Source organism: Streptomyces cyaneofuscatus (assembly GCF_042718795.1).
Taxonomy (GTDB): domain Bacteria; phylum Actinomycetota; class Actinomycetes; order Streptomycetales; family Streptomycetaceae; genus Streptomyces; species Streptomyces cyaneofuscatus_A.
This window is the reverse complement of the sequence record NZ_JBHXOX010000002.1, coordinates 1-25471: the sequence shown is the minus strand read 5'-3', so window position 1 is coordinate 25471 and position 25471 is coordinate 1. Positions and strand designations below refer to the sequence as shown.

Sequence of the window (25471 nt, the reverse complement as noted above, 5' to 3'; positions counted from 1 at the left end):
CACAAGGCCCCACCGGCCGGACCCGAACCGGAACCTCCCGTCCCGTTCGGCTCGTCCTGATGACGGAGAGCCGCCGCCGACAGGGAAGTCGACAGAGCGAAGTCGACACAGGGAAGTCGACACAGGGAAGTCGACTGAAGGAAGTCGACTGATGGACGTCGACGGCGGGAAAGACGCCACCCATCACCTAGGGTCGAGGGGCGCGGCGATGTGTACGGCAAGGCAGTGAGGACGACGCGATGGTGCAGGCGTACGGGGCGGACACGGGCAACGGCAGCGCGGAGCGGCCGCAGCCCGACGGATCCCGCTTCCGGAGCCTCCTGAAGAGAGCGAACCGGGACCGGGGAATCTGGCGGCGCGGGATCGTGCTGGCCCTCTGCTCGGTGGTGCTGACCCTCGTGATGGTCGTCCACGCGCAGATCCCGAACCGGGTCGGCAACCTCGGCAGCCTCATCGAGACGTTCCTGCCGTGGATAGCGCTGTTCATCCCCCTCCTGCTGCTCCTGGCCCTGCTGCGGCGCTCCGCCACCGCGCTGATCGCCCTGCTGCTCCCGGCGGTGATCTGGGCCAACAACTTCGGCGGCCTGATCACCGACAAGTCCGGCACCGGCGGCGACCTGACCGTGGCCACCCACAACGTCAACGCCGACAACCCCGACCCCACCGGCACCGCCCAGCAGGTGGCGGGCTCCGGCGCCGACGTCGTGGCCCTCCAGGAGCTGCCGGGCGGGCAGGTGGCCACGTACGAGAAGTCGCTGGCCGCCCGCTACCCGTACCACTCGGTCCAGGGCACCGTCGGGCTGTGGAGCAAGTACCCGCTCAGCAACACCAGGCCGGTCGACATCAAGATGGGCTGGACCCGGGCCATGCGTTCCACGGTCAAGGCGCCGCAGGGGGAGGTCGCGGTGTACGTGGCCCACCTGCCGTCGGTCCGGGTGAAGCTGCACGCGGGCTTCACCGCCAACCAGCGCGACAACAGCGCCGACGCCCTCGGCGAGGCCATCGCCGACGAACCGGTCGAGCGGGTCCTCCTCCTCGGCGACCTCAACGGCACGATGAACGACCGCTCGCTGAGCGCGGTCACCTCCCAGATGCGCTCCACCCAGGGCGCGGCGGGCGACGGCTTCGGCTTCAGCTGGCCCGCGTCGTTCCCGATGGCCCGGATCGACCAGATCATGGTGAAGGGCGTGGAACCCAAGTCCTCATGGACCCTGGCGGCCACTGACAGCGACCACCTGCCGATAGCGGCACGCGTGGAGCTGTGAGCACGGCCACGCAACCGCCCGTTCATCGCGTGGCATAAATCGTCTGCGACAATTTGTTTCAGTCGCATACATAAGCGAAGACTGAGCCGTCGCCCCGGTGCGGATACCGGGCGACGGCTCTTCGTTCTGCCCCCGCCCTCCCCCCGCCCCGAGATTGCGAAGGTTCCCCATGCCCCTGGCCCTGCTCGCCCTGGCCGTGAGCGCCTTCGGCATAGGCACGACCGAGTTCGTCATGATGGGCCTGCTGCCCAATGTGGCGGACGACCTGGACACGTCCGTGCCGACCGCCGGCTACCTCGTATCGGCGTACGCGATCGGCGTCGTCCTCGGCGCACCGCTGCTCACCGGCCTCGGCTCCCGCGTCCCGCGCAAGAAGATGCTGCTGCTCCTGATGGCGCTGTTCACCGTCGGCAACCTGGCCTCGGCGCTCGCGCCCGACTTCGGCTGGCTGCTCGCGGGCCGGTTCCTCGCCGGACTCCCGCACGGCGCGTTCTTCGGCGTCGGTGCGGTCGTCGCCGCCCGGCTGGTCGCCGAAGGCCGCCAGGCGCGGGCGGTGGCGACGATGTTCCTCGGCCTGACGGTCGCCAACATCGTCGGCGTACCCGCCGCCACCCTGCTCGGCCAGCACCTCGGCTGGCGGGCCACCTTCCTGGTGGTCGCGGCGATCGGCCTGGCGGCGATGGCGGCCCTGGCCCGCCTGGTGCCGCGCATCCCGGTCGAGGCCCACCAGGACGTACGCCGCGAACTCCGCGCCCTCGGCAACCGTCAGGTGCTCCTCGGCCTGCTCACCGCGGTCTTCGGCTTCGCCGGGGTCTTCGCGGTGTACTCGTACCTCTCGGCGATGACCACGAAGGCGATGGGCTTCGGCGAGTCCTCGGTCACCGTCGTCCTGGCCCTCTTCGGCATCGGCATGACCCTGGGTGCCCTGGCCGCGGGCCCCCTCACGGACCGCGCCCTGCGCCCGACCCTGTACGGCTCGCTCGGTGCCCTCGCGGTGGTCCTGGTGGCGTTCCCGTTCACGGTGCACGTGCAGTGGGCGGCGCTGGTGATGGTGGTGCTGCTGGGCGGCGTCGGCTTCATGACGACGACCCCGCTCCAGATGCTGGTCATGAACAAGGCGAAGGACGCCCCGACCCTGGCCTCCGCCTCCAACCACTCGGCCTTCAACCTGGCCAACGCGGGCGGTGCCTGGCTGGGCGGCGTGGCGATAGCGGCCGGCTGGGGCTGGACGTCCCCGGCCTTCGTGGGCGCGGTGCTGGCGGTGATCGGTCTGACGATCGCGGCAACGGCGGGCTTCCTGGACCACATCAAGCCCGTCCGGCGTTTGAGGACGGAACCGTTGCGTGGGGGTGGCCACGCAACCGTCGGAGGGCCCGCACATCAAGCCGGTCCGGCGTTTGAGGACGGAACCGTTCGGCCGGACGGGCCAGGCACCCGCGACCGGGCTGCCGAATCCAGCCGGTCCGGCGTTTGAGGACGGAACCGACACGCCGGGCGGGCCCGAGGCCACATCGACCCCGGGCCCGCCCGGCCACCTCAGCCCGTCCGGCGCTTGAGGACAAAGGCGGCCACCGGACGCCCCCGGTAACCACCCCACCCCGCTAGGACGACTCGCGCCACCGGTTCGTGATCGGCAGCCGCCGGTCCTTCCCGAACCCCTTGGGCGAAATCTTCGTCCCCGGCGGGTACTGCCGCCGCTTGTACTCCGCCGTATCCACCATCCGCAACGTCTTCGCCACCAGCCCCGCATCGAACCCGGCCGCCACGATGGCATCCAGCCCCTGATCCCGGTCCACGTACAGCTCCAGGATCCCGTCCAGCACGTCGTAGTCCGGCAGCGAGTCCGTGTCGACCTGCCCCGGCCGCAGCTCCGCGCTCGGCGGCTTGGTGATCGAGGCCTCGGGGATCGGCGGCGTCTGCCCCCGCTCCTCCGCCGCCCGGTTGCGCCACTTCGCCAGCCGGAACACCGACGACTTGTACACGTCCTTGATCGGCCCGTACGCGCCGACCGCGTCCCCGTACAGGGTGGAGTAACCGACCGCCAGCTCCGACTTGTTGCCGGGCGCCAGCACGATCTGCCCCTCCTGGTTGGAGATGCCCATCAGCGTCGTACCGCGCAGCCGCGCCTGGAGGTTCTCCTCCGCCAGCCCGGTGAGCCCCAGGGCACCCATGTACGCGTCGAACATCGGCGCGATCGACACCGTACGGAAGTTGAGCCCGGTCCGCCGCGCCAGCTCCGCCGCGTCCCCCTTGGAGTGGTCCGAGGAGTACTTGGACGGCATGGACACGCCGTACACGTTCTCCGCCCCGAGCGCATCGCACGCGATGGCCGCGCAGAGCGCCGAGTCGATCCCGCCGGAGAGCCCGAGCAGCACACTGCTGAAACCGTTCTTCGCAGCGTACGCACGGAGCCCGACCACCAGCGCCGAGTAGATCTCCTCGTCGTCGTCCAGCCGCTCCGCGTACCCGCCGGCCAGCTCCGGCTCGTACGGGTCGACAGGCCGGTCCGACAGCACCACATGGTCGATCCGCAGCCCGTCGTCCACGACACCGGACGGCGCCTCGGCCTGTGCCGCCGGCAGCTCCAGATCGAGGATCACGCTGCCCTCGGAGAACTGCGGGGCACGGGCGATGACCTCGCCCTCCTTGTCGACGACGATCGAGTCACCGTCGAAGACCAACTCGTCCTGCCCGCCGATCATCGCCAGATAGGCGGTCGTGCAGCCGGCCTCCTGGGCCCGCTTGCGGACCAGGTCGAGCCGGGTGTCGTCCTTGTCCCGCTCGTACGGCGAGGCGTTGATGGAGAGCAGCAGCCCGGCCCCGGCGGACCGGGCGGCCGGCACGCGCCCGCCGTCCTGCCAGAGGTCCTCGCAGATCGCGAGGGCCACATCGATGCCGTGGACGCGTACGACGGGCATCGAGTCGCCCGGCACGAAGTACCGGAACTCGTCGAACACCCCGTAGTTCGGCAGGTGGTGCTTGGCGAAGTTGAGCGCGATCCCGCCGCGGTGCAGCACGGCCGCCGCGTTGCGCGGGGACCCGGCGGGCTGCCCGTACCGCGCGGCGTCGTGCTCGGAGCGGTCCAGGTAGCCGATGACGACCGGCAGCTCGCCGAAGCCCTCCGCGTCGAGCCGGGCGGCCAGCGCGCGCAGCGCATCCCGCGAGGCCTCCACGAAGGACGACCGCAGGGCCAGGTCCTCGACGGGGTATCCGGTCAGCACCATCTCGGGGAACGCCACGAGGTGGGCGCCCTGCTCGGCGGCGTGCCGGGTCCAGTGGACGATCGCCTCGGAGTTGCCGGTGAGGTCGCCGACGGTCGAGTCGATCTGATTCAGTGCGAGACGTAGTTGAGGCACGTCCGCCAGTGTAATCGTCTTTCTGACGCGATGTCCCGGTGGTTCCCGGTGGCCCGGGCAAAATCTGCCCGGGCCACCGGGAAGCGCAGGTCAGCCCCGGTACCCCAGGACCGTCATCATCCCCGCCTCCGCGTGGTAGACGTTGTGGCAGTGGACCATCCACAGCCCCGGGTTGTCGGCGTCGAACTCCACCGTCAGCGACCGGTGCGGCAGGACGATCGCGGTGTCCTTACGGGCCCCGGCGGCGTTCCCGCCCAGCGCGAACGTGTGCCCGTGCAGATGCAGCGGGTGCCACATGGCGGTCCCGTTGTCGAAGACGACCCGCACCCGTTCGCCCGCCTCCACCGGCCGCCGCTGCTTCGCGTCGTACGGCTGCCCGTCGAAGGCCCAGTCGTAATCGGCCATCCCCCCGGTGAGCCGCATCCGCATGGTCCGGTCCGGCGCCCGCCGGGCCAGCGCCACCGACGGATCCGGCACCAGCCGTCCCGCCTGGACGAGCTCCCCGTCCAGCTCCTTGGGCCGTACGGAGGCGCCGGGCGCGGCCCCGCCCCCGGTCCGCAGCACGGCGAGCGCGGACGCCTTCTTCCCCTCGGCCAGGGCGACGAGCGGGAAGACCCCGTCCCCGGCGGTGACGAGGACGTCGTACCGCTCGCCCATCCCCAGCAGCAGCGCGTCCCCCTCGGCGTGCCGAACGGGGAAGCCGTCGGTGTGGGTGACGGTCAGCCGGTGCCCGCCGAGCGCGACCCGGAAGGCGGTGTCGCCGCCGGCGTTGATGATCCGCAGCCGGATCCGGTCGCCGGCCCGCGCCGGGAAGATCTCCGGGTCGTCCGCCACCCGCCCGTTGACCAGGTAGTACGGATAGGCGACATCACCGGCATCGCCACCCAGCACCTCACTGCGGGCGCCCATCATCATCCGCGAGGGCGAGCCGCCGTCCGGATCCTCCGCTTCCGCGGCCTCGACCCCGGACATGCTGTGCGCACCATGATCCATCCCACCGCCACCCATCCCCCCGGACAGCTCCTTGAGCACGGCGTCGGGCGTCGACCCGTCCACCCCGTCGACCCAGTCGTCGAGGACGACGACCCACTCCTTGTCGTAGGCCAAGGGCTCCTTCGGGTCCTCCACGATCAGCGGCGCGTACAGCCCCCGGTCCTGCTGGACGCCGGAGTGCGGGTGGAACCAGTACGTCCCCGGGTGCGGCACCGCGAACCGGTACCGGAAGTCGCCCCCCGGCGCGACGGCCCGCTGGGTGAGCCCGGGGACCCCGTCCATGTCGTTGCGCAGGGCGAGCCCGTGCCAGTGCATCGAGGTGGGCTGGGGGAGGTGGTTGGCCAGGGTCAGATCCAGGGTCTCCCCGGCGGTCACCCGCACCTCACGGCCGGGCAGCCGGTCCCCGTACGCCCAGGAGGCGACGGTGGTCCCGCCGCCCAGATCGAGCCGGGTGCGGGTGGCGGTGAGGGAGACCTTGCGTACGGGACCGGAGCCGCGCGCCTTCTCGGCCGCCGCGACCTCCTTGCCGCCGGGGGAGACGTACGTACCGGAGTCCTGGGCGCCGCCGGGGGCGTGGGCCCCGCCGTGGCCGCTGCCGCCGTCGGAACAGGCGGCGAGGGCTCCCGTACCGGCGACGGCGAGAGCGGCGCCGAGCACGGCGCGTCGGGTGGGTCGTTGCATGGGCATGCTGAAGACACCTCTGGAGTGCTGTATTTCGGGTGAAGGGGCGGAGGTGAACGCCCACTCCTAAATACGCAGTACCGAGATGCTGTCGAGCACCGATATAGGGGGCGGCGGATTCGCCCGCAGCACCCGCGGAACTCCCGCACCCACCGGCGCACCGAGGGGCCGCCCGTCCGCGCGCAGCCCGAGCAGCAGCCAGGCACCGATGAGGGCGAGGCCCCAGGCGCCGAGGACGGCGAGGCAGACGGAGAGCGGATCCATGCCGCTCATGGGGGAGTGGTCGGGGGAGGAATGCGCGGCGTCGGACACGGGCATGGCCACCGCGTCGGACACGGACGCGGACACCGGCACCGAAGCCGAGGGGGCATGCTCGGCAGCAGGGTGCCCGACGGTATGCATGGTGACGATGCCGAAGAGCAGCGCGGCGAGCAGCAGAAGCTGCCCGTACACCGCGCTGCCGCTCCCGCCCCCGCTCCGGACTCCGCCGACCGTACTCACCATGCCGGCCACCCTACCCCCCGTGGGTATACGGACGAACGGCGGCCCGGCACCCCTGCGGGCACCGGGCCACTCAAGGACACCGGCCTCTCAGCCGCGCGAGTACACCTTCTCCGCCCAGGCGGCGATCTGCTCCTCCGTGAGGTGCTGCGCGAGATCGGCCTCACTGATCATGCCGACGAGCTTCTTGTTCTCGACGACGGGGAGCCGGCGGATGCGGTGGTTCTGCATCTCCTCCAGGACCGCGTTCACATCCGCCTCCGCGTCGATCCAGCGGGGCGTGCCCTGGGCGAGGTCGCCCGCGGTCACCTTCGACGGGTCGTGGCCCTTGGCCACACAGCCGACGACGATGTCCCGGTCGGTGATGATGCCGACCATCCGGTCCGAGTCACCGTTGGCGGAGACGGGCAGCGCGCCCACGTTGTGCTCACGCATCAGTTGCGCCGCACGGTCGAGGGTCTCGTGGGCGGGGATCCAGCGGGCCCCGCTGTGCATGATGTCTTTGGCGGTCGTCATGGGGTATTTCCTCCTGCGTGCCGATGGCACTGCCGTACGGCCCCGAGCGCAACCCATCGTCATCGGCGCGCCCGGCCCCCGCGACCGCAATCACCCGTTCGGGTGCGCTGAGACGGGACCGGGCGCTGACGCGTATCCCGCTCAGGTACGGGGCGTGGCCCCACGCGCGGCCAGCATGTCGCGCATGAGCCCCAACTCCGACTGCTGCCCTTCGACCATCCCCTTGGCGAGCCGCTTCTCCACGGGCACGGCACACAGCGACACACACGCCTCGGCCATGGAGACGCCACCCGTGTGGTGGTCGGTCATCAACTGAAGGAAGAAGACCTCGGCCTGCTCACCGTTCAGGCGCCCGAGCCGTTTGAGCTCGTCCTCGGTGGCCATCCCCGGCATGAGCCCGACGCCACTGCCCACCGCATGATCACCGTGGCTGTCCCCACTCCCCATCCACGCCATGGGACCGGCTCCACCCGGGGCGACCTTGGGCAGCTCCCACAGATCGAGCCAGCCGAGCAGCATGCCGCGCTGGTTGGCCTGGGTGTTGGCGATGTCGTAGGCGAGCCGGCGTACGTCCTCGTCGTCCGTACGGTCGCGGACGATGAAGGACATCTCCACGGCCTGCTGGTGGTGGACGGCCATGTCCCGGGCGAACCCGGCATCGGCGGAATCGGCACCGGGCACACGCGGCTCCTCCTCCCCACGCGCGGAGGCGACAGCGGCGACCCCGGCGAGAAGCAGGGCAAGGACCACCACGCCACCGGCCACCCACCGCACACGACGCGTCCGGCCCCGCCCCTCGCCCTCGCTTCCGGCCTTCCGTACGGCCTCGGCGGTCATGACTGCGTCGTCTCCAGCCCGCCGGTGCAGGGGGCGCCGGGCTCGGGGGTCTGCGGCCCCTGGACGTACTGCGCGAGGAACTGGTCGACGCGCCGGTCGTCGGCGCTGTCGACGGTGACCTGCTTGCCCCAGGCGGTGAGCGTGATGGCGCCTTCCTGGCCGGCGTACGGGCTCATGAGGGTGAACGGGGTGCTCCGGACGCGCTCGGCGAGCTTGGTGACGTCGGCGTCGTCGGCCTCGGTGTTGTAGGTGACCCAGACCGCGCCGTGCTCCAGGGAGTGCACCGCGTTGACGTCGGGGACGGCCTTTTCGTATACGTCGCCGTCGCAGTTGAGCCAGGACGCGTTGTGGTCGCCGCCGACGGGAGGCGCCATCGGATAATCCACGTCCCCGGGCGCATGGTTGCGCCCGAGCGACTCCGCGTCCCAGGACTTGAGCCCAGCGATGGTCCCACCGCTATCGCCGTCGCCGCCGCCGGACGGCTTGTCGTCCTGCCCGGGGGAACTGCTGCTCCGGTTCTCCTTGGCCTCGGAGGTCTCCAGCACCATGTACGTACCGAAAACGGCCAGACCGGCCACGACGGCGGCGCTGAGCCCTATGGCGATGGCCCGGTTACGGGTGGAGCGCGCACCGTCGGAGGGCTGCTGGGGCGGGGTGGCGTACAGGGGATCGCTGGGGCCGAAACTCATGGCGACGAGTCCTTCTGCGAAGGGGCGGGAGAGGCGGTGGCCGGTCCGACGACCGATGGGCGCGGGCGGGCGGGGAAGCCGTCGCGGCTGTCGCGCGCCACGGTCGCCGATCGTAGTGGGTGGCCGAGTGCTCTCTCTCACACCGTGTGCGTAATCTGGGGGAAATCCCGGGTCGCGATACTGAAGTGTCCCCCTACCCCGGGCGGTGGTGCACGGACCGTCTGAACTGCAAGGATGTGGCAATGGACAAGCAGCAGGAATTCGTCCTCAGGACCCTTGAGGAGCGCGACATCCGCTTCGTGCGGCTGTGGTTCACCGACGTCCTCGGGTTCCTCAAGTCCGTCGCCGTGGCCCCGGCCGAGCTGGAGCAGGCCTTCGACGAGGGCATCGGCTTCGACGGCTCGGCGATCGAGGGCTTCGCCCGGGTGTACGAATCGGACATGATCGCCAAGCCGGACCCGGGCACCTTCCAGATCCTGCCGTGGCGCGCGGAGGCGCCGGGCACCGCGCGGATGTTCTGCGACATCCTGATGCCGGACGGCTCCCCGTCCTTCGCGGACCCGCGCTATGTCCTGAAGCGCATCCTCGCCAAGACGTCCGACCTCGGCTTCACCTTCTACACCCACCCCGAGATCGAGTTCTTCCTCCTGAAGAACAAGCCGGTCGACGGCACGCGCCCGACCCCGGCGGACAGCTCGGGCTACTTCGACCACACGCCGCAGAACGTGGGCATGGACTTCCGCCGCCAGGCGATCACGATGCTGGAATCGATGGGCATCTCGGTGGAGTTCAGCCACCACGAGGGCGCCCCGGGTCAGCAGGAGATCGACCTCCGCTACGCGGACGCGCTGTCGACGGCGGACAACATCATGACGTTCCGCCTGGTGATGAAGCAGGTGGCACTGGAGCAGGGCGTGCAGGCCACGTTCATGCCGAAGCCGTTCTCGGAGCACCCGGGTTCGGGCATGCACACCCACCTCTCGCTCTTCGAGGGCGACCGCAACGCGTTCTACGAGTCGGGCGCGGAGTACCAGCTCTCCAAGGTGGGCCGCTCGTTCATCGCGGGCCTGCTGACGCACGCGGCGGAGATCTCGGCGGTCACCAACCAGTGGGTCAACTCCTACAAGCGCATCTGGGGCGGCTCCTCCCGCGCCGCCGGAGCGGGCGGCGAGGCCCCCTCGTACATCTGCTGGGGCCACAACAACCGCTCCGCCCTGATCCGCGTCCCGATGTACAAGCCCGGCAAGACGGGCTCGGCCCGCGTAGAGGTCCGCTCCATCGACTCCGGCGCCAACCCGTACCTCACCTACGCCGTCCTGCTCGCCGCAGGCCTCAAGGGCATCGAGGAGGGCTACGAACTCCCGGCCGGCGCCGACGACGACGTCTGGGCCCTCTCCGACGCGGAACGCCGCGCGATGGGCATCGAACCGCTCCCGCAGAACCTGGGCGAGGCGATCTCCCTGATGGAGAAGAGCGAACTGGTCGCCGAAACGCTGGGTGAGCACGTCTTCGACTTCTTCCTCCGCAACAAGAAGCAGGAGTGGGAGGAGTACCGCAGCGAGGTGACGGCCTTCGAGCTGAAGAACCTGCTGCCGGTGCTGTGATCGACCGATACTCCGGGCTGGTGGCCGATCGGCTACCAGCCCGGCGGCATGTCCGGGGTCCTACGGGCCGCCCGAGCCGTGGGGTCGGTGACGGCTCCCGTAGCGCGGTACGCCTGCCCTCCTCACCGCCTGGCGCAACCTGCATCAGGCCCGGAGCGTAGGAAATCGGACAACGGTTGCTCACGACCGGACAGCGAACTGGCTCAACTTGGTCCCGACACGGGCCTTTCCGGGGCCGGAACTCACTTGTTGTGTGCTGCCCATGTGACGTTGGCAACTCAGCGGTCGGGAACTGCGTCTCCGCGTTCGACGTACCGTCACAAAGGTTCGCAGCTAGGGGGCTTGGAGTGACCACGCGGTGGCTCTCCGTGCCACTCGAATCAGCCCCTCTGGGCACCGAGTGCCCCAAGAGGTCTGATCGGGTGACGTGTTGACGGGAACGCGCGGTGCCCGTCACCCGGGTAGAGTACGGCCCACTCACTCGCTCTGAGGGCTCGGAATTCTCGTGCCTCCCGCGGAGTCCACGATCCTTGTGGGCCCCATCAGGCGGGTTCTGCGAACAGCGCAGACCCATCGGAAGAGAGGGTGAGTTCTCCGAATGGCCAAGAAGAAGATCAAGAAATCCCGGCCAAAGGGAGAGCATCAGGACTGCGGCCAGCGGGACCGGGCCTACCGGACCGCCCGATGGCTGGGGCCGATCTACGCGGCGTATCGCGCCGTGAGGGATCTGCTCCTCTGACGCGAAAAGCCCCGACCTGAACGGCCGGGGCCTTCGCTGCAGTCGGTGTACGGGAGGGCCTCACCTAGTGCTTCGCGGGCGCGGGTGGGGCCTTCCTTGTGTTCGATGCCGAACGGCCTACTGACTGGTACCGCAATGCCCGGAAGAGTGATTCACATCACATTCGGGCCCGGGCGACGCCCCCATCTTGCCTTGCTTTGCGGGCAATGTGCACCCGGGGATCGCATGTTGATCAGTGCGACCCGTTCGTAGAAACCGGGAAGGATGCTGCTCAATGGGATTTCGTAGGCCGATTTGTGACGCAAGTCACTCGGTTTGAGTGACCTAAAGCACACACGGTCGAGCGACCCCTGTGTAGCGCTTAGTCCGTAATGCTCCGGACTCCACACCCGGAGTGGGTGGTTCCGTTTGTGGGGCGTCCACGTTACCCGAGACCACTGACATCAGTCCGTCCCGGGGTCTCTCCTTCTGTGGGTGGCGTGGACGTCAGGTTCGCGTTGTGCGTCGGGGGTCTACACCGGCGGTGTCCCCGGCGGCGAAGGCTTTGGCGGGGGGTTGGGCAGCGGCGGACCCGGGTTGGGTGGGGGCTCCGGGGGGCCTTCCCTGTGCCTGCCGTCGATCCGCAACCTGCGGGGTGGCAGGCCGTAGATGCCGAGCGGGGGGAACAGGTCCACGCGGCGCGGGTAGTCGCCCGCCGCGCACTCCTCGCAGAGCAGGTCGCGGCCGGTCTCCGTGTGGCGGGCCGCCGTGACCGGGGCGGTCCAGCAGGCCTCGCACGTGCGGACGTCCGTGGCGGACAGGGTGATCATCGGTGCCTCCCGGGCCGGGCCGGAAGTAAGGCATGAGGGGCGGGCGTACGCATGAGATGTCTCCGTCTCTGAGGGAGTGGGCCGGTGGTGGCGCTCGGCGGTCGGGCCCCTATGCGCGGGTCTCGCGCCACGCGCGGACGAGCTTCGCCGCGGTGGAGCAGACCGAGCCCGCGCGGCAGTCGCCGCACGTCGTCGTGTGGGCCAGCAGGTCGCGGTAGGCCGCGTCGGGGGATTCGGTCGTGGTCACGGTCGCCTCTCTGCTGATCTCGGCCCAGACGAATTCGGCGGTGCGGGTGAGGGTGTGCCCGAAGTGATCGGCCGTGGCCAGGGCGGCGAGGACCGCCGTGTGCTCGGCCTCGGTGAGCTCGGTGGGGAGGTCCGCTTCGACACGGATGCCGGCCTCGGTGTCGGCTACGCGCGGCTCGGTGCCGATGGCGGCGGTGAGCATGCCGGTCAGTGCCGCTGCCCGCGCTTGTGCTGAGCGCACACTTCTCCCCTGCGAAGTCGATGTCACTCCATGTAATGCTGAATATTCAGCTTCAACCTGATGGGTTAGCTTTGTCAATATCGAGCCCTGAACGCCGCACCCTCACGGAGCCGCCGAAATGCCTCGCGATACCCCGTACTTGCAGGTGGCCGACAAGATCCGTACCCGGGTGCTGTCGGGTGAATGGGCCGTCGGTGACAAGCTGCCGTCCCGCGCCCGGTTCGCCGAGGAGTACGGAGTCGGCCACTCCGTCGCCCAACGGGCCATGGAACGCCTGATCATCGAGGGCATCCTCGAAGGTCGCGCCGGTTCCGGTACCTACGTCCGCAAAGCCCGCCAGCGCCTCAGGATGGTCCGCTCACGCCTCCGTCAGGAGCGGACCGGCTCCCCGTTCCGTGCCGGCCTGAAGGACCAGGGCGGCGATGGCACCTGGGAGTGCAACAGCCGGGCACGGGTCCCCGCCACGGATGACATCGCCGCCCGGCTGGCGATCGAGCCCGGCGACCTCTGCGTCATGACCCACTACGAGTTCCTCGCGGACGGTCAGCCGGCGCAACTCGCCACGAGCTGGGAGCCGATGGCCATCACCGGCGGTACGGAGGTGCTGCTCCCGGAGATGGGGCCGCGGGGCAAGATCGGCGTGGTCGCCCGTATGCGCTCCATCAACGTGGACATCTCCACCGCCCTCGAAATGCCACGACCGGCCCGCGCCACGCGCGAGCAGGCCAACTTCCTCAACATCTCCGTGGGCGACCTGGTCACCCAACTGGAGCGCATCTACTTCGACTCGGAGGGCCGTCCGGTGGAGACCGCCGACATCATCGTCCCGGACATCCGCTGGGAGATCGCGTACGAGATCGACGTCGACGACTCCCGGTTCTGAGCGGTGGACGGTTCTCGGTGAGAGCCGTCCTCCGAGGGCGGCTCCTGCGCGACAGCGCGGTGAGCCGCCTCCGGCCTGTCAGGCTGTGATGACCGGCCGGCCCGTGATGTGGGCGCGCATGCCTGTCGTGATCCCGAATTCCGCGCGCCGTTGCCGGAGCCCCGCGAAGGCCGGGAGCCGGCGGGCGATCGCTGCCGCCGCGCTGCGAAGCGGATCGATCAAGCGCTGACCGGGTGTCCGTCGCGGTGGCAGGGCCAGCTCTGCCCAGACCCGTTTGCCGTACACGGTGTTCTCGGCGCCACAGGCGATCGCCAAGTGCTCGACAAGGACCATGCCTCGACCGCTTTCGGCGTCCGGGCAACCGAAGTGGGAGCGCGTACCAGGAAGAAGCTCTCGCTGTTCACACGCTTCACGGGTGACCCCTTCGGCGGAAGACGAGATGACCTGCGGACGGATGGGCGACTCGCCAACGGGAAAGGTCCCCCTTCGCATGGCCGTCCTGTCTGCTGGTGTTGAGTCAACTCCGTTGACGGCAAGAGGTCCTGGGCCATCCAGTGGTGCACATTCCCGCAGGGGGCCGCCTTGGGGGGGGGTCAGAATCCGGCACGGAACTTCCAGAAGCTTGGGGGACCGGCGATGATGGCACCGGAAGGCATCGGCGCGCTGCTGAGGGGAATTCGGGAAGCTGCTGGTCTGACGCGTGAAGAGCAGGCCGCGGTCTTACAGGCGGCCCAGGGCGGGAAGTGGTTCGACCCGGAGAACCTGAAGCGGTGGGAGACTGGGAAGCGCCTGCCCACGCCGATGTGGCACGCACTCCTTGCCGAGTGCTACGGCACGTCGACGGAGGAGATCGTTCGCGCGGTCGTGGCCAGTCGGCGCCGACGAAGGCTTCACCGGCTGATCGATGAGGAAGCGCGGGAGGAGGGCTCGGCAGTGGACCGACGGAAGTTCCTCGGTGTGGCGGCGGCCACCGGAATGGCCGGGCTACCCGACATCGCGGAGGCGCGGCAAGGCATCAATGCCGGTCTGTCCACTGCGGACGGCGGCGATCTCGCCTATCTGAGTGGGGCCTTCGAACGTCACCGCGGCGGGTATCGAGGGCGTCCGCCGAACGAGGTGCTGGGGCAGATGAAGGCTGATCTCGACCTGCTGCGGGAGATGTTCGGCCGTCCCCATCCTGCCTCTGTGCGAAAGGACTTGGCGCGTACGGCCGCCGGCATCACCGGGTTGGTGGCCATCATTCAGCATGATCGGGGCGATCAACGCGACGCGGTCGGCTGGTTCGCCACGGCCGAGCAGGCGCCGCGCGAATCCGGTGACCGGCAGATGCTCGCCTGGGTGCTGAGCCGCCATGCGATGGTGCCGCTCAACTACGGTGCTCCGCACGCCGCCGCGACGATGGCCGTCCGCGCCCGGGCCGAAGCCGGCCGGTCCCCTAGCGCGGCCGGTGCCTTGGCCGCAGCGGTCACCGCTCGGTCGCTCGCCTCCGTCGGAGACAGGGAAGGGGCGTTGCGAGCGGTTGCCGAGGCCCGTGCTGCGGCCGCGCGGCTCGACTCCGTACAGGGGGCCGATACCTGGTTCGGCTATCCGCCGCAGAAGCACCATGTGCACCTCTCCCAGGCGTTCACCCTGATGGGGCGGACCCGCGAGGCCTATGCCGAGCAGGAGTCCGCTCTCGCGCTCACCGCGTCCCCGTCGGCCATGACCCGGGCGCTGATCGCCGTCGACCGTGCGGCCTGTGTTCGGGCGGACGGTGATCCGGTTGCCGCTGCCGACCTTGCCGTCACCGCATGGATGCGGCTGCCTGCGGCATACTGCGACGGTCTGGTCCGCTCAAGGGTCGAGTCGTTGTGCCAGTCGCTTCCCGGGCGCCCGGGGAGCACCCTGCGCGATGCCTTGACGAGCCGCTGAGGCCGCAGCGCCGAAAGTGTCGCTCCTTCACCCGAACCCCCGCCCCATCTCGTCCAGCACCTCGTCGATCACCGCCGCCGGCTCCCGGGCCAGGTCCTCCTCGATCCACATCCGCATCGCGATCCGCAGCGAGGCGAGGAACCCCGCCGCCAGCACGATCGGGCGGACCGGGGCCGACGTCGGGCCCGGGCGGGCGGCCACCGCTTCGGCCAGGTCGCGTTCCAGGGCCGCGTGGTTGGCCAACTGGCGGGCCAAGAGAGACGGGTGGCGCATCGCCAGGCGGGTGCGGACCGCCCAGTCGCGCTCCGGAGGTGCGACGCGTTCCGCGAACTGGGCCACCGCCGCGCGCAGGGCCGGCCAGGCCGGTTCGTCGGCGGGGCGGCCCTGGACCGTGCGGACCAGGGCCCTGATCTGCTGCTCCTCGCCGTAGAGGAGGGCGTCCTCCTTGTTGGTGAAGTAGTTCGAGAACGTCCGGCGGGAGATCCCGGCCGCGTCCGCCACCGCCTCCACCGTCACCTGGTCGAAGCCGTGCTCCACGGTCAGGCGCAGGGTCGCCTCGTGCACGGCCTGCCGGGTGGCTTCCTTCTTGCGTTCCCGGAGTCCCGGGCCCGCGGTGCTGCTGTCCATGGGGGCATTATCCCCCGGGGGTAAAATTGTTGCTCAGTGGGCAAAATTGCTCAGTGTGCATGTATGGTGAAGCCTTATCCCCTACGTACGAACCTTCCGGAGGTTGCGCGTGAGCGCAGCACACACCACCGCCGCCCCGGCCGGGGCACCCGCACCCGCCCCCGTACCGATGGACCACCGCCACGTCCTGCGGGCCCTCAGCGGGCTGCTCATCGTGCTGTTCGTCGCCATGATCAGCACCACCGTGGTCTCGGTCGCGCTCCCGCAGATCATCGGGTCCCTCGACGGCACCCAGTCGCAGTACACCTGGGTCGTCACCGCGACCCTGCTGGCCTCCACCGCCTCCACCCCGATCTGGGGCAAGCTCGCCGACCTCTTCAGCAAGAAGCTGCTGCTCCAGATAGCCATCGGCCTCTTCATCGTCTCGTCCGTCGCCTGCGGCTTTGCTCAGTCCACCGAGCAGCTCATCGCCTTCCGCGCCGTCCAGGGGCTCGGCATGGGCGCGCTCCAGGTGCTCGTCCAGGTGATCATCGCCGCGATGATCAGCCCCAAGGAGCGCGGCCGCTACAACGGCTACCTCGGCGGTGTCATGGCCGTCGCCACCGTCGGCGGGCCGCTGCTCGGCGGGTTCATCACCGATGCCTCCTGGCTCGGCTGGCGCTGGTGCTTCTTCATCGCCGTGCCCTTCACCCTGCTCGCCTCCGTGATGCTGGCCCGCACCCTCCACCTCGCCGAGGTCCGCCGGCCCGACACCAAGGTCGACTACCTCGGCGCCTCGCTCATCGCCGCCGGCGTCAGCCTCCTGCTCCTCTGGGTCACCTTCGTCGGCGGCGACTTCGACTGGGTCTCCTGGCAGACCGGCCTCATGGTCGGCGGGAGTGTCGTCATCCTCGGCGCAGCCGTCGTCGTCGAGGCGCGCGTCAAGGAGCCCGTGGTCCCGCTGCACGTCGTCCGGCGCCGCGATCCCGCCCTCGCCATCGTCGCGAGCCTCGCCGTCGGCATGGCGATGTTCGGCGGCGCGGTCTTCCTCGGCCAGTACTTCCAGATCGGGCGCGGCTACTCACCGACCGAGGCGGGGCTCCTCACCATCCCGCTCATGGCGGGCGTCCTCGTCTCCTCCACCGTCGCCGGACGCCTCGTCTCCAAGACCGGCAAGGTCAAGCCGTACATCGTCGCCGGTGTCGTCGTTCTCGCCCTCGGCTTCTTCGGGCTCTCCTTCATCGATCACGAAACGCCCCTCGTCGCCGTGTCCTTGGGGATGCTCGGTGTGGGGGTCGGCGTCGGTATGTCCATGCAGAATCTGGTGCTCGTCCTCCAGAACACCGTGCCCCTCAGCGAGATCGGCGCGGCCAGCGGGGCCATCACCTTCTTCCGCTCCCTCGGCGGAACCATGGGCGTCTCCGTCCTCGGCGCGGTCCTCGCCCACCAGGTCGCGAACAAGATCGCCGACGGGCTCACCCGGATGGGCATCGATCCGGCCGCCTCCGGCTCCGGCGGGTCCACCCTGAACGTCGCCGCCATGCCGCCGCAGATCCAGGAGGTCGTCCGGGCCGCCTACGGGGACGCCACCGGGCACATCTTCCTCATCTCGGCCTGTATCGCGGTGGTCGGTGTTGTCGCGTCGTTGTTCCTCACGCCGACCAAGCTGCGGGACAGCGTGGACCTGTAGCCGGTCGGACAGCAGCCCGCGCCACCCGGCGCGGGCTGTTGTAGTGTTACCACCCCCCGTGCACCGGTACGGGGACGGACCGAGGAGGTGAGACCCATTACCGCTGGATCAGGCCGGGTGCTCACCTCGCACGATCGCGTCGACAGGCCGCAGTAAGTCGGCCGGACGGCTCGAACCGATCGCGGAGCGCCCATCGGATTTCCCGAAAGGCGTTCCCCCGCATGTCGGTTCACCCCGTGAGTTCCTTCTCCGCCACCGTCGACGCCCTGCGTCGCGCCGGATGTGTCTTTGCCGAGGACGAGGCCGCCCTTCTCCATGAGGCCGCCGCTTCCCCCGGTCACCTGTCCTCGCTCGTCGAGCACCGCGTCGCCGGGCTTCCGCTCGAACACGTCCTGGGCTGGGCCGAGTTCCGCGGCCGACGCCTTGCCGTGGACGCGGGTGTCTTCGTGCCCCGCCGGCGTACCGAGTTCCTGGTGGCGCAGGCGGCCGCCGTCGCCCCGGAGCGGGCCGTCGTCGTCGACCTCTGCTGCGGCTCCGGAGCGCTCGGCGTCGCCCTCGCCACCGAGGCGTCCACCGCCCTGGGCCGGGTCGACCTGTACGCCTGCGACGTCGAACCCGCCGCCGTACGGTGCGCCCGGCGCAACGTCGGTGACCTGGGGCAGGTCTACGAGGGCGACCTGTTCGACCCCCTTCCCGCCGCCCTGCGCGGCCGCGTCGACGTGCTGCTGGCCAACGTTCCGTACGTGCCGACCGCCGATGTCGAGCTGCTTCCCGCCGAGGCCCGCGTCCACGAACCCCGGGTCGCCCTCGACGGCGGCGGCGACGGCCTCGACGTCATGCGCCGGGTCGCCGCCGAGGCCCCCGGGTGGCTCGCCCCGGGCGGCAGCCTGCTGGTGGAGGCCAGTGAGCGGCAGCGGGACGCGGCCGTGCGCATTCTCCGCCGCGCCGGACTCGTCCCGCGCGTGGAGGTCTGCGAGGCGCTGTACGCCACCGTCCTCATCGGTACGGCCCGGACACGGTCGCCTGAGGCCGGTGAACTGAGTTCGCTCACCTGAGGCCGGTCAGCTGAAGCGGTGGCGCGTCTGGCTGTACGGCTCCCCCTTGCCGAAGCCGAACACCGTACGGGGGTGGACCGCGAACACGTGGGCGTGGCCCGCCTCCGCCTGGACGAAGCTGCCGTCCGCGACGTCGAAGTGCCAGTCGGCGCCGTACTTCTCCTCCCACTCCCGGGCCAGCGCCGTCAGCCGGCCGTGGTCCGTCACCCGGTCCGCCGGGCCCTCGACCACCACGTCGAGGCCGGAGTCGAGGGTGTTGGCCCCCGTCGTCAGGACCACCTCGGGGTTGGCCGCGAGGTTGCGCGCCTTGCGTTCCGCCGGGCCCGTACAGAAGTGGAGAGCGCCCTGTGACCAGACGCCGATGAGCGGGGTGACGTGGGGGCGGCCGTCGGGGCGGACCGTGGAGAGCCAGTACAGCGGGGCCGCGCCCAGCAGGGCCGCCACCTCCGGCCATGAGCGGGCCGTCGCGCCCTCGCTGCTGTAGCGGGCGTCCAGCTCGGTCGTCGGGGGCTGCTGGGTGGTGGACATGATTCCTCCGTCGGATGCGGTGTCAGGGGTGCTGTCAGGGCGCTGTCAGGTGCTTCACCCGGTGGGTGGACTCCGCCCCCGCACCGAAGTCATCGGTACAGGACTACGCTCGGAGAACTGGGCGCGGCGAGGGAGCGGCGTACCGGCGGAGACGCAGATCGGGTCGGGCGGCAGGAGAGCGGGCAATGACGACGGTGCCGGGGCGCAGGAGCAGTACGTTCACCAGGCTGCTGCGGCACGGATTCACCGACCCGTCCGCCGCCGAGCGGCTCCTGGAGCTGGACGGCCTCGCCTCCGTACGGTCCGATCCCGTCCTCCTGGAGGCGCTCGGCGCCACCGCCGACCCCGACCTGGCCCTGCGCGGCCTCGTCCGGCTCGTGGAGGCCGAGGAGGAGGGCGAGCGGCAGGTGCTCCTCGACACCCTCATCACCGCCAAGCCCCTGCGCGACCGGCTCCTCGGCGTGCTCGGCGCGTCCGAGGCGCTCGGCGACCACCTGGCCCGGCACCCGCGCGACTGGCAGGCGCTCGTCACGTACGAGGCGGTGGACCTGCACCCGGGCGTCGCCGAGTTCGAGCGCGGGCTCGCCGACGCCGTCGACCCGGACTCGCTGCGCGTCGCCTACCGCCGCTGCATGCTCACCCTGGCCGCCCGCGACGTCTGCGGCACCACCGGCATCGCCCAGACCGCCGCCGAACTGGCCGACCTCGCCACCGCCACCCTCCGCGCCGCCCTCGCCATCGCCCGGACGGCGGCCCCCGAGGACGCGGCGCAGTGCCGGCTCGCCGTCGTCGCGATGGGCAAATGCGGCGGGCACGAGCTGAACTACGTCTCCGACGTCGACGTGATCTTCGTCGGCGAGGCGCGCGACGGGGTCGAGGAGCACAAGGCCATGCAGGCCGCCACCCGGCTGGCCGCCCATATGATGCGGATCTGCTCCGAGACCACGGCCGAGGGCACCATCTGGGAGGTCGACGCCAACCTCCGGCCCGAGGGCCGCAACGGGCCGCTCGTCCGCACCCTCAGCTCGCACCTCGCCTACTACCAGCGGTGGGCCAAGACCTGGGAGTTCCAGGCGCTGCTGAAGGCGCGCGCGGTGGCCGGAGACCCCGAGCTCGGCGCGGAGTACGTCGACGCCGTCTCACCGCTCGTCTGGCAGGCCGCCGACCGCGAGAACTTCGTCCCCGACGTGCAGAAGATGCGCCGCCGCGTCGTCGACAACATCCCCGTCGACCGGATCGAGCGCGAGCTGAAGCTCGGGCCCGGCGGGCTGCGGGACGTCGAATTCGCCGTCCAGCTCCTCCAGTTGGTGCACGGGCGCAGCGACGCCTCGCTCCACAGCGGGACCACCCTGGAGGCCCTGCGGGCGCTCGCCGAGGGCGGGTACGTGGGGCGCGCGGACGCCGCCCAGCTCGATGAGGCGTACCGCTTCCTACGCTCCATGGAGCACCGCATCCAGCTCTACCGGCTGCGCCGCACCCACCTGGTCCCCGAGGACGAGGCGGACCTGCGGCGGCTCGGGCGGTCGCTCGGGATGCGGACCGACCCGGTCGCCGAGCTCAACAAGGCGTGGCGGCGGCACGCCTCCGTCGTGCGGCGGCTGCACGAGAAGATCTTCTACCGGCCGCTGCTGGACGCCGTCGCCCAGTTGGCCCCCGCCGAGTCCCGGCTCAGCGCGAAGGCCGCCGCGATGCGGCTGGAGGCGCTGGGGTACGCGGACCCGGCGGCCGCCCTGCGCCACCTGGAGGCCCTGTCCTCCGGGGTCTCCCGCAAGGCGGCGATCCAGCGCACCCTGCTGCCGGTGCTGCTCGGCTGGTTCGCGGACTCCGCCGACCCGGACGCCGGGCTCCTCGGCTTCCGGAAGGTGTCCGACGCGCTCGGCAAGACCCCGTGGTACCTGCGGCTCCTGCGCGACGAGGGCGCGGCGGCGGAGAACCTCGCCCGGGTCCTCTCCGCCGGCCGCCTCGCCCCGGACCTCCTCATGCGGGCCCCGGAGGCGGTGGCGATCCTGGGCGACCCGGAGGGGCTCACACCCCGCACCCGCGAGCACCTGGAGCAGGAGGTGCTGGCGGCGGTGGGGCGCGCCGGCGGCGCGGAGTCGGCGATCGCGGTGGTACGCGGGGTGCGGCGGCGGGAGCTGTTCCGTACGACGGCCGCCGACATCATCGGCTCGTACGGCACCGAGGACAGCCCGGCCGAGCAGGACCACGGGGCCCTCGTCGACCGGGTCGGCTCCGCCGTCACCGACCTCAACGCCGCCACCATCGCGGGCGCGCTGCGGGCCGCCGTACGCGAGCAGTGGGGCGACACCCTGCCGACCCGGTTCGCCGTCATCGGCATGGGCCGCTTCGGCGGGCACGAGCTGAGTTACGGCTCCGACGCCGACGTCCTCTTCGTGCACCGGCCGCGCGAGGGCGTGAGCGACGAGGAGGCGGCCCGAGCGGCGAACGCGGTCGTGGGGGAGATGCGGCGGCTGCTGCAACTGCCCACCGCCGACCCGCCGTTGCTCATCGACGCCGACCTGCGGCCCGAGGGCAAGACCGGGCCGATGGTCCGGACGCTCAAGTCGTACGGGGCGTACTACCGGCGCTGGTCGCTGGTCTGGGAGAGCCAGGCGCTGCTCCGGGCCGAACACATGGCGGGCGATGAGGAGTTGGGGCGCGACTTCATCGAGCTGGTGGACCCGTTGCGGTATCCGGCGGAAGGGCTCGGGGACGACGCCGTACGCGAGATCCGCCGGCTCAAGGCGCGGATGGAGTCCGAGCGGATGCCGCGCGGCGCTGACCCCACACTCCACGCGAAGCTGGGGCGGGGCGGGCTGAGCGACGTCGAGTGGACCGTGCAGCTGATGCAGATGCAGCACGGGTCGGCGGAGCCGGGGCTGCGGACGACCCGTACGCGCGAGGCGCTGGCGGCGGCGTGTGCGGCGGGCCTGATCCCGGGTGAGGACGCCGAGATGCTGGACGAGGCGTGGGTGCTGGCCACGCGGGTGCGGAACGCGGTGATGCTGGTGCGCGGGCGGTCCGGCGACACGTTCCCGTCGGACCCTCGGGAGCTGGCCGCGGTGGGGCGGTACCTGGGGTACGAGCCGGGGCACGTCGGGGACATGCTGGACGACTACCGGCGGATCACGCGGAGGGCGCGGGCGGTGGTGGAGGAGCGGTTCTACGGGGCGGTGGGCTAGGGCCTGCGGGCGAGCGCTGCCGTGTGCCCGTCGGCCCGTGTGCCTCCTGCTATCTGATGCCTGATGCCTGACGGGTGCCGTCTGCCGGCTGCCGTGCGACGCATCCGCCTCAAGGGACGAGTCCCTCAACGCCGACTGATTCGAGCCGCGCGTGCCCGTACCGTTATCGCGCGAAGTGTGAGGCACCTGAGCGACTCGGTTACCGTGCGATGGCTTGGAGTTGGCCGCACGTTGTAGAGGGGCGTTACCCATGGCACAGTCTCTCGCCGATCTGGCATCGGCAGGAGCCCGGAGGACCTTGCGGTTCTTTCCCGAGAGCTCGGAGGCCGAGCGCGAGGAGTTGCGTGCCACGGCGCGGGAACTGCTCGACACCCACGGTGAGAAGGCGCTCACCGGCCTCCGCCCGGTCGAGCGTGTCCTGTGGTACCTCGCCTCCGAGGGCCGTGCCGAGGATCTCGTCGAGGTGGTCCGGAACCAGCGCAGGGACCCGGGCGCCTTCCTCGTGAAAGGCGGCCGGCGCCCCCGGCTGGTGCTGCCGGGGCTGCGCGGTCTCGCGCTGCCCGAACGGATCACCGCGCTCGAACGCCCCGACCTGAAGATGACGGCGCAGCTCACCTCGGTCGAGTGGCGCGGCGACGATCTGGTGTGGGGCGGGTACGCGTTCGTCGCGAACCTGCCGCGTCCGTCGGGCCGCATGATCGGCCGGTTCGCGGTGCTGGAGCAGGCTGATACCGGTGATCGCGTCAAGCTGCGTCTGCGCCGTACCAGGAACGAGGAGGCGACGGTCGCCTCCGGACAGGCGCTGCACTCCTACGACCGGGCGGGCTTCGAGGTCGTCGTCCCCGCTCGCCGGCTGCGCGAGCTCGCCGGGCACGGTGCCGGTCAGTGGTCGCTGCACATCGGCATACCGGGACCGGGCGGAACGTACGAGGCGCGGGTGCGTCAGCGCGAGGTGGGGACGGCCGGGCACAACCAGGTGCGTCATCTGGCGGACGGCTCACGTCTCGTGGTGGGGTTCACCAAGGAGGGGGTGAGCATCACGGTGCAGCAGCCCCCGGTCGAGGTCGAGTCCTGCGCCGTCGTGGACGGCGAGCTGGTGCTGGTCGCCCGGGTGCGGAGTGACGCCGCGGCTCCCACCGCCGTGAGCGTCGTCGAAGGCGACACCCGGCTCGACGGCCCGCTCACCGCGCTGCCCGGTTCCGCCGACACGGTCCGGCGCTACCGAGCGGTGATCGGCCTCGACCGGCTCACCGCGGACGATCTGCCGGGAATCAAGACCCGCACCTTCAAGGTGACGTTCAAGGGTGCCGACGGCCGGGGCCGGCCGGCTCCCCTCGCCGAGGGCTTCACGACCGGCAGGCACCGGTTCGCCGCCGGCCGCGAGCTGGCCGTCCACCGCGACGGGCCTGGCAGGCTGGTGCTGGCCACGCGGGCCGTCCGGCCCGTGGTCGACGCGATGACCGTGACGGATGCGGGAGAGCTGGTGCTCACGGGCGCCTATCCCCGTGAGGAGGCGGCCGGGAAGAAAATCATCCTGCGGCACGGCACCCGCTTCGAGGAGAAGGAGCTGCCGGTCGAGTGCGCCGACGGGCGGTTCACGGTCCGGATCGACCCCGAGGCCGCCCCTCAGGTGTACGGCCCCGCGCTCCCTCTCTGCCCCGGCCGCTGGTATCTGTTCTTCCGCGCCGCGGACGCCTGGGACAAGTCCGAAGATGTTCCGGTGACCTTGCGTCCCGAGCAGGTGGGGGAGCTGCCCCTGCGCTTCAGCGGCCCGCAGCGCTTCGCCGGACAGTCGCGTGCCTTCACCGTGGACCGCCGCAACTTCGACCGGATCTTCATCGAGCCGGAACGGCTGCTCGCCCCCGACGAGCACGGCACCTACCAGCAGCGCATCCTGCGCGAGGCGTACTTCCAGGAGCAGCGCAAGCTTCCCCTGCGCGACGCGGTGCTCTACCTCAGCTTCGGCGGTAAGCAGTTCTCGGACTCACCTCGGTTCGTCTACGACGAGCTGGTACGCCGAGGGGTCGCGGTCGAGCACATCTGGACCCAGGACGAAGGGCTGCCGGAGATGCCGGCGGAGGCGCGGGTGGTGGGCTGGGGCAGCCGCGCGTGGTACGAGGCGCTGGCGCGCAGCCGTTACGTCGTCGTCAACACGCCGGTGGGTGACTGGTTCGTCACCCGCCCCGGGCAGAAGGTCGTGCAGACCTGGCACGGTACGCCGCTGAAGAAGGTCGGCAAGGACCTGCTCGGCTCTCCGCAGTCGAGCCCCGCCTACATCGCCGGTCTGCCGCACAGCTACCGGCAGTTCGACTTCGTGGTGTCACCGAACGCACACACCACGGAGATCATGCGCCGGGCGTACTCCATCGAAGGCGAGATGCTGGAGAGCGGATATCCGCGCAACGACATCTTCCACGCCGCCGACCGTGACGTACGGGCCGCGCGGGTCAGGGAGCAGCTCGGGCTCCCCGAGGGCAAGAAGGTGTTGCTCTACGCTCCCACCTGGCGTGAGGACCAGCGGCACGCGAGCAAGCTGTACAAGCTCGATCTGCGGATCGACCTGGCCGCGGCGCAGGCCGAGCTCGGTGACGATCACGTGCTGCTCTTCCGCAAGCACTCCAGCGTGCACGGCAACGTACCGGGGGCCGGCCGGGGCTTCGTCTGGGATGTCACCCGCTATCCGGACATCGCCGATCTCTACCTCGTCGCCGATGTGCTGATCACGGACTACTCCTCGGCGCTGTTCGACTTCGCGCACTCCGACAAGCCGATGCTCTTCTTCACGTACGACCTGGAGCACTACCGGGACACGCTGCGCGGCCTGTACTTCGACTTCACCACCCGGGCCCCCGGGCCGCTGCTGGAGACCTCCGAGGAGCTGGTCAAGGCCCTGCGCGGCATCGACGCCGTCGAAGCGGCGTACCGGGACAAGTACACCCAGTTCAAGAAGGACTTCTGCGAGCCCAGGGACGGTCTGGCTACGGCGCGGGTCGTGGACCGCATGCTCGCATGAGTGAGGGGCGGGTGTTCGTGACGATCACCCCCCCCACCCCCTACCCCCCCCGGTCTCCGCGGACCGCGTACGCCAACCGTCGCCCCGCCCCCGCCCGCACCGGCTCCGGCTCGGACACCTCGGGCG

General features: G+C 70.7%; 21 protein-coding genes. 10 read left to right on the top strand and 11 right to left on the bottom strand.

Annotated elements, in window-relative coordinates:
* The first annotated feature begins 239 nt into the window (after window positions 1–239).
* Both ACFWRT_RS01780 and ACFWRT_RS01775 read left to right on the top strand, forming a co-directional pair.
* A complete protein-coding gene (locus ACFWRT_RS01780; RefSeq protein ID WP_380949555.1) occupies window positions 240–1265 on the top strand; it encodes an endonuclease/exonuclease/phosphatase family protein in 1026 nt (341 codons plus the stop codon).
* Between the two features lie 169 nt (window positions 1266–1434).
* Entirely contained in the window at window positions 1435–2739 is a 1305-nt protein-coding gene (locus ACFWRT_RS01775) for an MFS transporter (RefSeq protein ID WP_380949556.1), read from the top strand.
* 127 nt (window positions 2740–2866) lie between these two features.
* Here the strand turns inward: ACFWRT_RS01775 and ACFWRT_RS01770 are convergent, their stop codons facing one another.
* The 6 genes from ACFWRT_RS01770 to ACFWRT_RS01745 all read right to left on the bottom strand — a co-directional run bounded on the left by ACFWRT_RS01770 (window position 2867) and on the right by ACFWRT_RS01745 (window position 8838).
* On the bottom strand, window positions 2867–4621 hold the full coding sequence (locus ACFWRT_RS01770) for an NAD+ synthase (protein WP_380949557.1): 1755 nt from the start codon (window positions 4619–4621) through the stop codon (window positions 2867–2869).
* Window positions 4622–4711: 90 nt separating this feature from the next.
* A complete protein-coding gene (locus ACFWRT_RS01765) occupies window positions 4712–6301 on the bottom strand; it encodes a multicopper oxidase family protein (RefSeq protein ID WP_380949558.1) in 1590 nt (529 codons plus the stop codon).
* A gap of 60 nt (window positions 6302–6361) precedes the next feature.
* Window positions 6362–6799: a hypothetical protein gene (locus ACFWRT_RS01760; protein WP_380949559.1), complete on the bottom strand. Its 438-nt coding sequence runs from the start codon at window positions 6797–6799 to the stop codon at window positions 6362–6364.
* An 87-nt stretch (window positions 6800–6886) separates the two neighbouring features.
* Entirely contained in the window at window positions 6887–7312 is a 426-nt protein-coding gene (locus ACFWRT_RS01755) for a CBS domain-containing protein (protein ID WP_380949560.1), read from the bottom strand.
* A 141-nt stretch (window positions 7313–7453) separates the two neighbouring features.
* Window positions 7454–8149: a DUF305 domain-containing protein gene (locus ACFWRT_RS01750; protein WP_380949561.1), complete on the bottom strand. Its 696-nt coding sequence runs from the start codon at window positions 8147–8149 to the stop codon at window positions 7454–7456.
* Window positions 8146–8838 carry a DUF3105 domain-containing protein gene (locus ACFWRT_RS01745; RefSeq protein WP_380949562.1) on the bottom strand — a complete coding sequence of 231 codons (693 nt, stop codon included), beginning with the start codon at window positions 8836–8838 and terminating at the stop codon, window positions 8146–8148. Before ACFWRT_RS01745 ends, ACFWRT_RS01750 begins: the two co-directional genes overlap by 4 nt.
* Before the next feature lie 242 nt (window positions 8839–9080).
* Between ACFWRT_RS01745 and glnA the strand changes: the two genes are divergently transcribed.
* Together glnA and ACFWRT_RS01735 are read left to right on the top strand one after the other, a co-directional pair.
* The gene (glnA, locus tag ACFWRT_RS01740; RefSeq protein ID WP_380949563.1) at window positions 9081–10442 is read left to right on the top strand and encodes a type I glutamate--ammonia ligase; all 1362 of its coding nucleotides are present in this window, start codon (window positions 9081–9083) and stop codon (window positions 10440–10442) included.
* A 598-nt stretch (window positions 10443–11040) separates the two neighbouring features.
* Window positions 11041–11181, top strand: a complete 141-nt coding sequence (locus ACFWRT_RS01735; RefSeq protein ID WP_380949564.1) for a hypothetical protein — start codon at window positions 11041–11043, stop codon at window positions 11179–11181.
* 512 nt (window positions 11182–11693) lie between these two features.
* Here the strand turns inward: ACFWRT_RS01735 and ACFWRT_RS01730 are convergent.
* Both ACFWRT_RS01730 and ACFWRT_RS01725 read right to left on the bottom strand, forming a co-directional pair.
* A complete protein-coding gene (locus ACFWRT_RS01730; RefSeq protein ID WP_380949565.1) occupies window positions 11694–11990 on the bottom strand; it encodes a hypothetical protein in 297 nt (98 codons plus the stop codon).
* Window positions 11991–12099: 109 nt separating this feature from the next.
* A complete protein-coding gene (locus ACFWRT_RS01725) occupies window positions 12100–12438 on the bottom strand; it encodes a hypothetical protein (protein WP_380949600.1) in 339 nt (112 codons plus the stop codon).
* 157 nt (window positions 12439–12595) lie between these two features.
* Here ACFWRT_RS01725 and ACFWRT_RS01720 point away from each other — a divergent pair, with 157 nt between their 5' ends.
* Window positions 12596–13360 carry a GntR family transcriptional regulator gene (locus ACFWRT_RS01720; RefSeq protein WP_380949566.1) on the top strand — a complete coding sequence of 255 codons (765 nt, stop codon included), beginning with the start codon at window positions 12596–12598 and terminating at the stop codon, window positions 13358–13360.
* A 78-nt stretch (window positions 13361–13438) separates the two neighbouring features.
* On the opposite strand, the gene ACFWRT_RS01715 is transcribed toward ACFWRT_RS01720, so the two are convergent.
* Window positions 13439–13693 (bottom strand): hypothetical protein, encoded by a 255-nt coding sequence (locus ACFWRT_RS01715; protein WP_380949567.1) that lies wholly within the window; start codon window positions 13691–13693, stop codon window positions 13439–13441.
* A 303-nt stretch (window positions 13694–13996) separates the two neighbouring features.
* On the opposite strand from ACFWRT_RS01715, the gene ACFWRT_RS01710 reads away from it, so the two are divergent.
* The gene (locus ACFWRT_RS01710; RefSeq protein WP_380949568.1) at window positions 13997–15271 is read left to right on the top strand and encodes a helix-turn-helix domain-containing protein; all 1275 of its coding nucleotides are present in this window, start codon (window positions 13997–13999) and stop codon (window positions 15269–15271) included.
* 27 nt (window positions 15272–15298) lie between these two features.
* On the opposite strand, the gene ACFWRT_RS01705 is transcribed toward ACFWRT_RS01710, so the two are convergent.
* Window positions 15299–15898 (bottom strand): acyl-CoA-like ligand-binding transcription factor, encoded by a 600-nt coding sequence (locus ACFWRT_RS01705; RefSeq protein ID WP_380949569.1) that lies wholly within the window; start codon window positions 15896–15898, stop codon window positions 15299–15301.
* A 169-nt stretch (window positions 15899–16067) separates the two neighbouring features.
* On the opposite strand from ACFWRT_RS01705, the gene ACFWRT_RS01700 reads away from it, so the two are divergent.
* Window positions 16068–17567 (top strand): MFS transporter, encoded by a 1500-nt coding sequence (locus ACFWRT_RS01700; protein ID WP_380949601.1) that lies wholly within the window; start codon window positions 16068–16070, stop codon window positions 17565–17567.
* Between the two features lie 221 nt (window positions 17568–17788).
* Window positions 17789–18622, top strand: coding sequence for a putative protein N(5)-glutamine methyltransferase (locus ACFWRT_RS01695; protein ID WP_380949570.1), 834 nt, complete (start codon window positions 17789–17791; stop codon window positions 18620–18622).
* 6 nt (window positions 18623–18628) lie between these two features.
* Here ACFWRT_RS01695 and ACFWRT_RS01690 read toward each other — a convergent pair whose 3' ends face one another.
* Window positions 18629–19150, bottom strand: coding sequence for a pyridoxamine 5'-phosphate oxidase family protein (locus ACFWRT_RS01690; protein WP_380949571.1), 522 nt, complete (start codon window positions 19148–19150; stop codon window positions 18629–18631).
* A gap of 185 nt (window positions 19151–19335) precedes the next feature.
* Here ACFWRT_RS01690 and ACFWRT_RS01685 point away from each other — a divergent pair, with 185 nt between their 5' ends.
* Both ACFWRT_RS01685 and ACFWRT_RS01680 read left to right on the top strand, forming a co-directional pair.
* The gene (locus ACFWRT_RS01685) at window positions 19336–22332 is read left to right on the top strand and encodes a bifunctional [glutamine synthetase] adenylyltransferase/[glutamine synthetase]-adenylyl-L-tyrosine phosphorylase (protein ID WP_380949572.1); all 2997 of its coding nucleotides are present in this window, start codon (window positions 19336–19338) and stop codon (window positions 22330–22332) included.
* 250 nt (window positions 22333–22582) lie between these two features.
* Window positions 22583–25345, top strand: a complete 2763-nt coding sequence (locus ACFWRT_RS01680; RefSeq protein ID WP_380949573.1) for a CDP-glycerol glycerophosphotransferase family protein — start codon at window positions 22583–22585, stop codon at window positions 25343–25345.
* The last annotated feature ends 126 nt before the right edge of the window (window positions 25346–25471 follow it).

Excerpts from the sequence above, each read along its gene's own strand:
- ACFWRT_RS01700 (WP_380949601.1), top strand. The coding sequence starts at position 16,068 with ATGGACCACCGCCACGTCCTGCGGGCCCTCAGCGGGCTGCTCATCGTG.
- ACFWRT_RS01685 (WP_380949572.1), top strand. The coding sequence starts at position 19,336 with ATGACGACGGTGCCGGGGCGCAGGAGCAGTACGTTCACCAGGCTGCTG.
- ACFWRT_RS01680 (WP_380949573.1), top strand. The coding sequence starts at position 22,583 with ATGGCACAGTCTCTCGCCGATCTGGCATCGGCAGGAGCCCGGAGGACC.
- ACFWRT_RS01760 (WP_380949559.1), bottom strand. The coding sequence starts at position 6,799 with ATGGTGAGTACGGTCGGCGGAGTCCGGAGCGGGGGCGGGAGCGGCAGC.
- ACFWRT_RS01745 (WP_380949562.1), bottom strand. The coding sequence starts at position 8,838 with ATGAGTTTCGGCCCCAGCGATCCCCTGTACGCCACCCCGCCCCAGCAG.
- ACFWRT_RS01775 (WP_380949556.1), top strand. The coding sequence starts at position 1,435 with ATGCCCCTGGCCCTGCTCGCCCTGGCCGTGAGCGCCTTCGGCATAGGC.
- glnA (WP_380949563.1), top strand. The coding sequence starts at position 9,081 with ATGGACAAGCAGCAGGAATTCGTCCTCAGGACCCTTGAGGAGCGCGAC.
- ACFWRT_RS01720 (WP_380949566.1), top strand. The coding sequence starts at position 12,596 with ATGCCTCGCGATACCCCGTACTTGCAGGTGGCCGACAAGATCCGTACC.
- ACFWRT_RS01755 (WP_380949560.1), bottom strand. The coding sequence starts at position 7,312 with ATGACGACCGCCAAAGACATCATGCACAGCGGGGCCCGCTGGATCCCC.
- ACFWRT_RS01780 (WP_380949555.1), top strand. The coding sequence starts at position 240 with ATGGTGCAGGCGTACGGGGCGGACACGGGCAACGGCAGCGCGGAGCGG.
- ACFWRT_RS01710 (WP_380949568.1), top strand. The coding sequence starts at position 13,997 with ATGATGGCACCGGAAGGCATCGGCGCGCTGCTGAGGGGAATTCGGGAA.
- ACFWRT_RS01690 (WP_380949571.1), bottom strand. The coding sequence starts at position 19,150 with ATGTCCACCACCCAGCAGCCCCCGACGACCGAGCTGGACGCCCGCTAC.
- ACFWRT_RS01705 (WP_380949569.1), bottom strand. The coding sequence starts at position 15,898 with ATGGACAGCAGCACCGCGGGCCCGGGACTCCGGGAACGCAAGAAGGAA.
- ACFWRT_RS01730 (WP_380949565.1), bottom strand. The coding sequence starts at position 11,990 with ATGATCACCCTGTCCGCCACGGACGTCCGCACGTGCGAGGCCTGCTGG.
- ACFWRT_RS01735 (WP_380949564.1), top strand. The coding sequence starts at position 11,041 with ATGGCCAAGAAGAAGATCAAGAAATCCCGGCCAAAGGGAGAGCATCAG.
- ACFWRT_RS01725 (WP_380949600.1), bottom strand. The coding sequence starts at position 12,438 with ATGCTCACCGCCGCCATCGGCACCGAGCCGCGCGTAGCCGACACCGAG.
- ACFWRT_RS01765 (WP_380949558.1), bottom strand. The coding sequence starts at position 6,301 with ATGCCCATGCAACGACCCACCCGACGCGCCGTGCTCGGCGCCGCTCTC.
- ACFWRT_RS01695 (WP_380949570.1), top strand. The coding sequence starts at position 17,789 with ATGTCGGTTCACCCCGTGAGTTCCTTCTCCGCCACCGTCGACGCCCTG.
- ACFWRT_RS01750 (WP_380949561.1), bottom strand. The coding sequence starts at position 8,149 with ATGACCGCCGAGGCCGTACGGAAGGCCGGAAGCGAGGGCGAGGGGCGG.
- ACFWRT_RS01715 (WP_380949567.1), bottom strand. The coding sequence starts at position 13,693 with ATGGTCCTTGTCGAGCACTTGGCGATCGCCTGTGGCGCCGAGAACACC.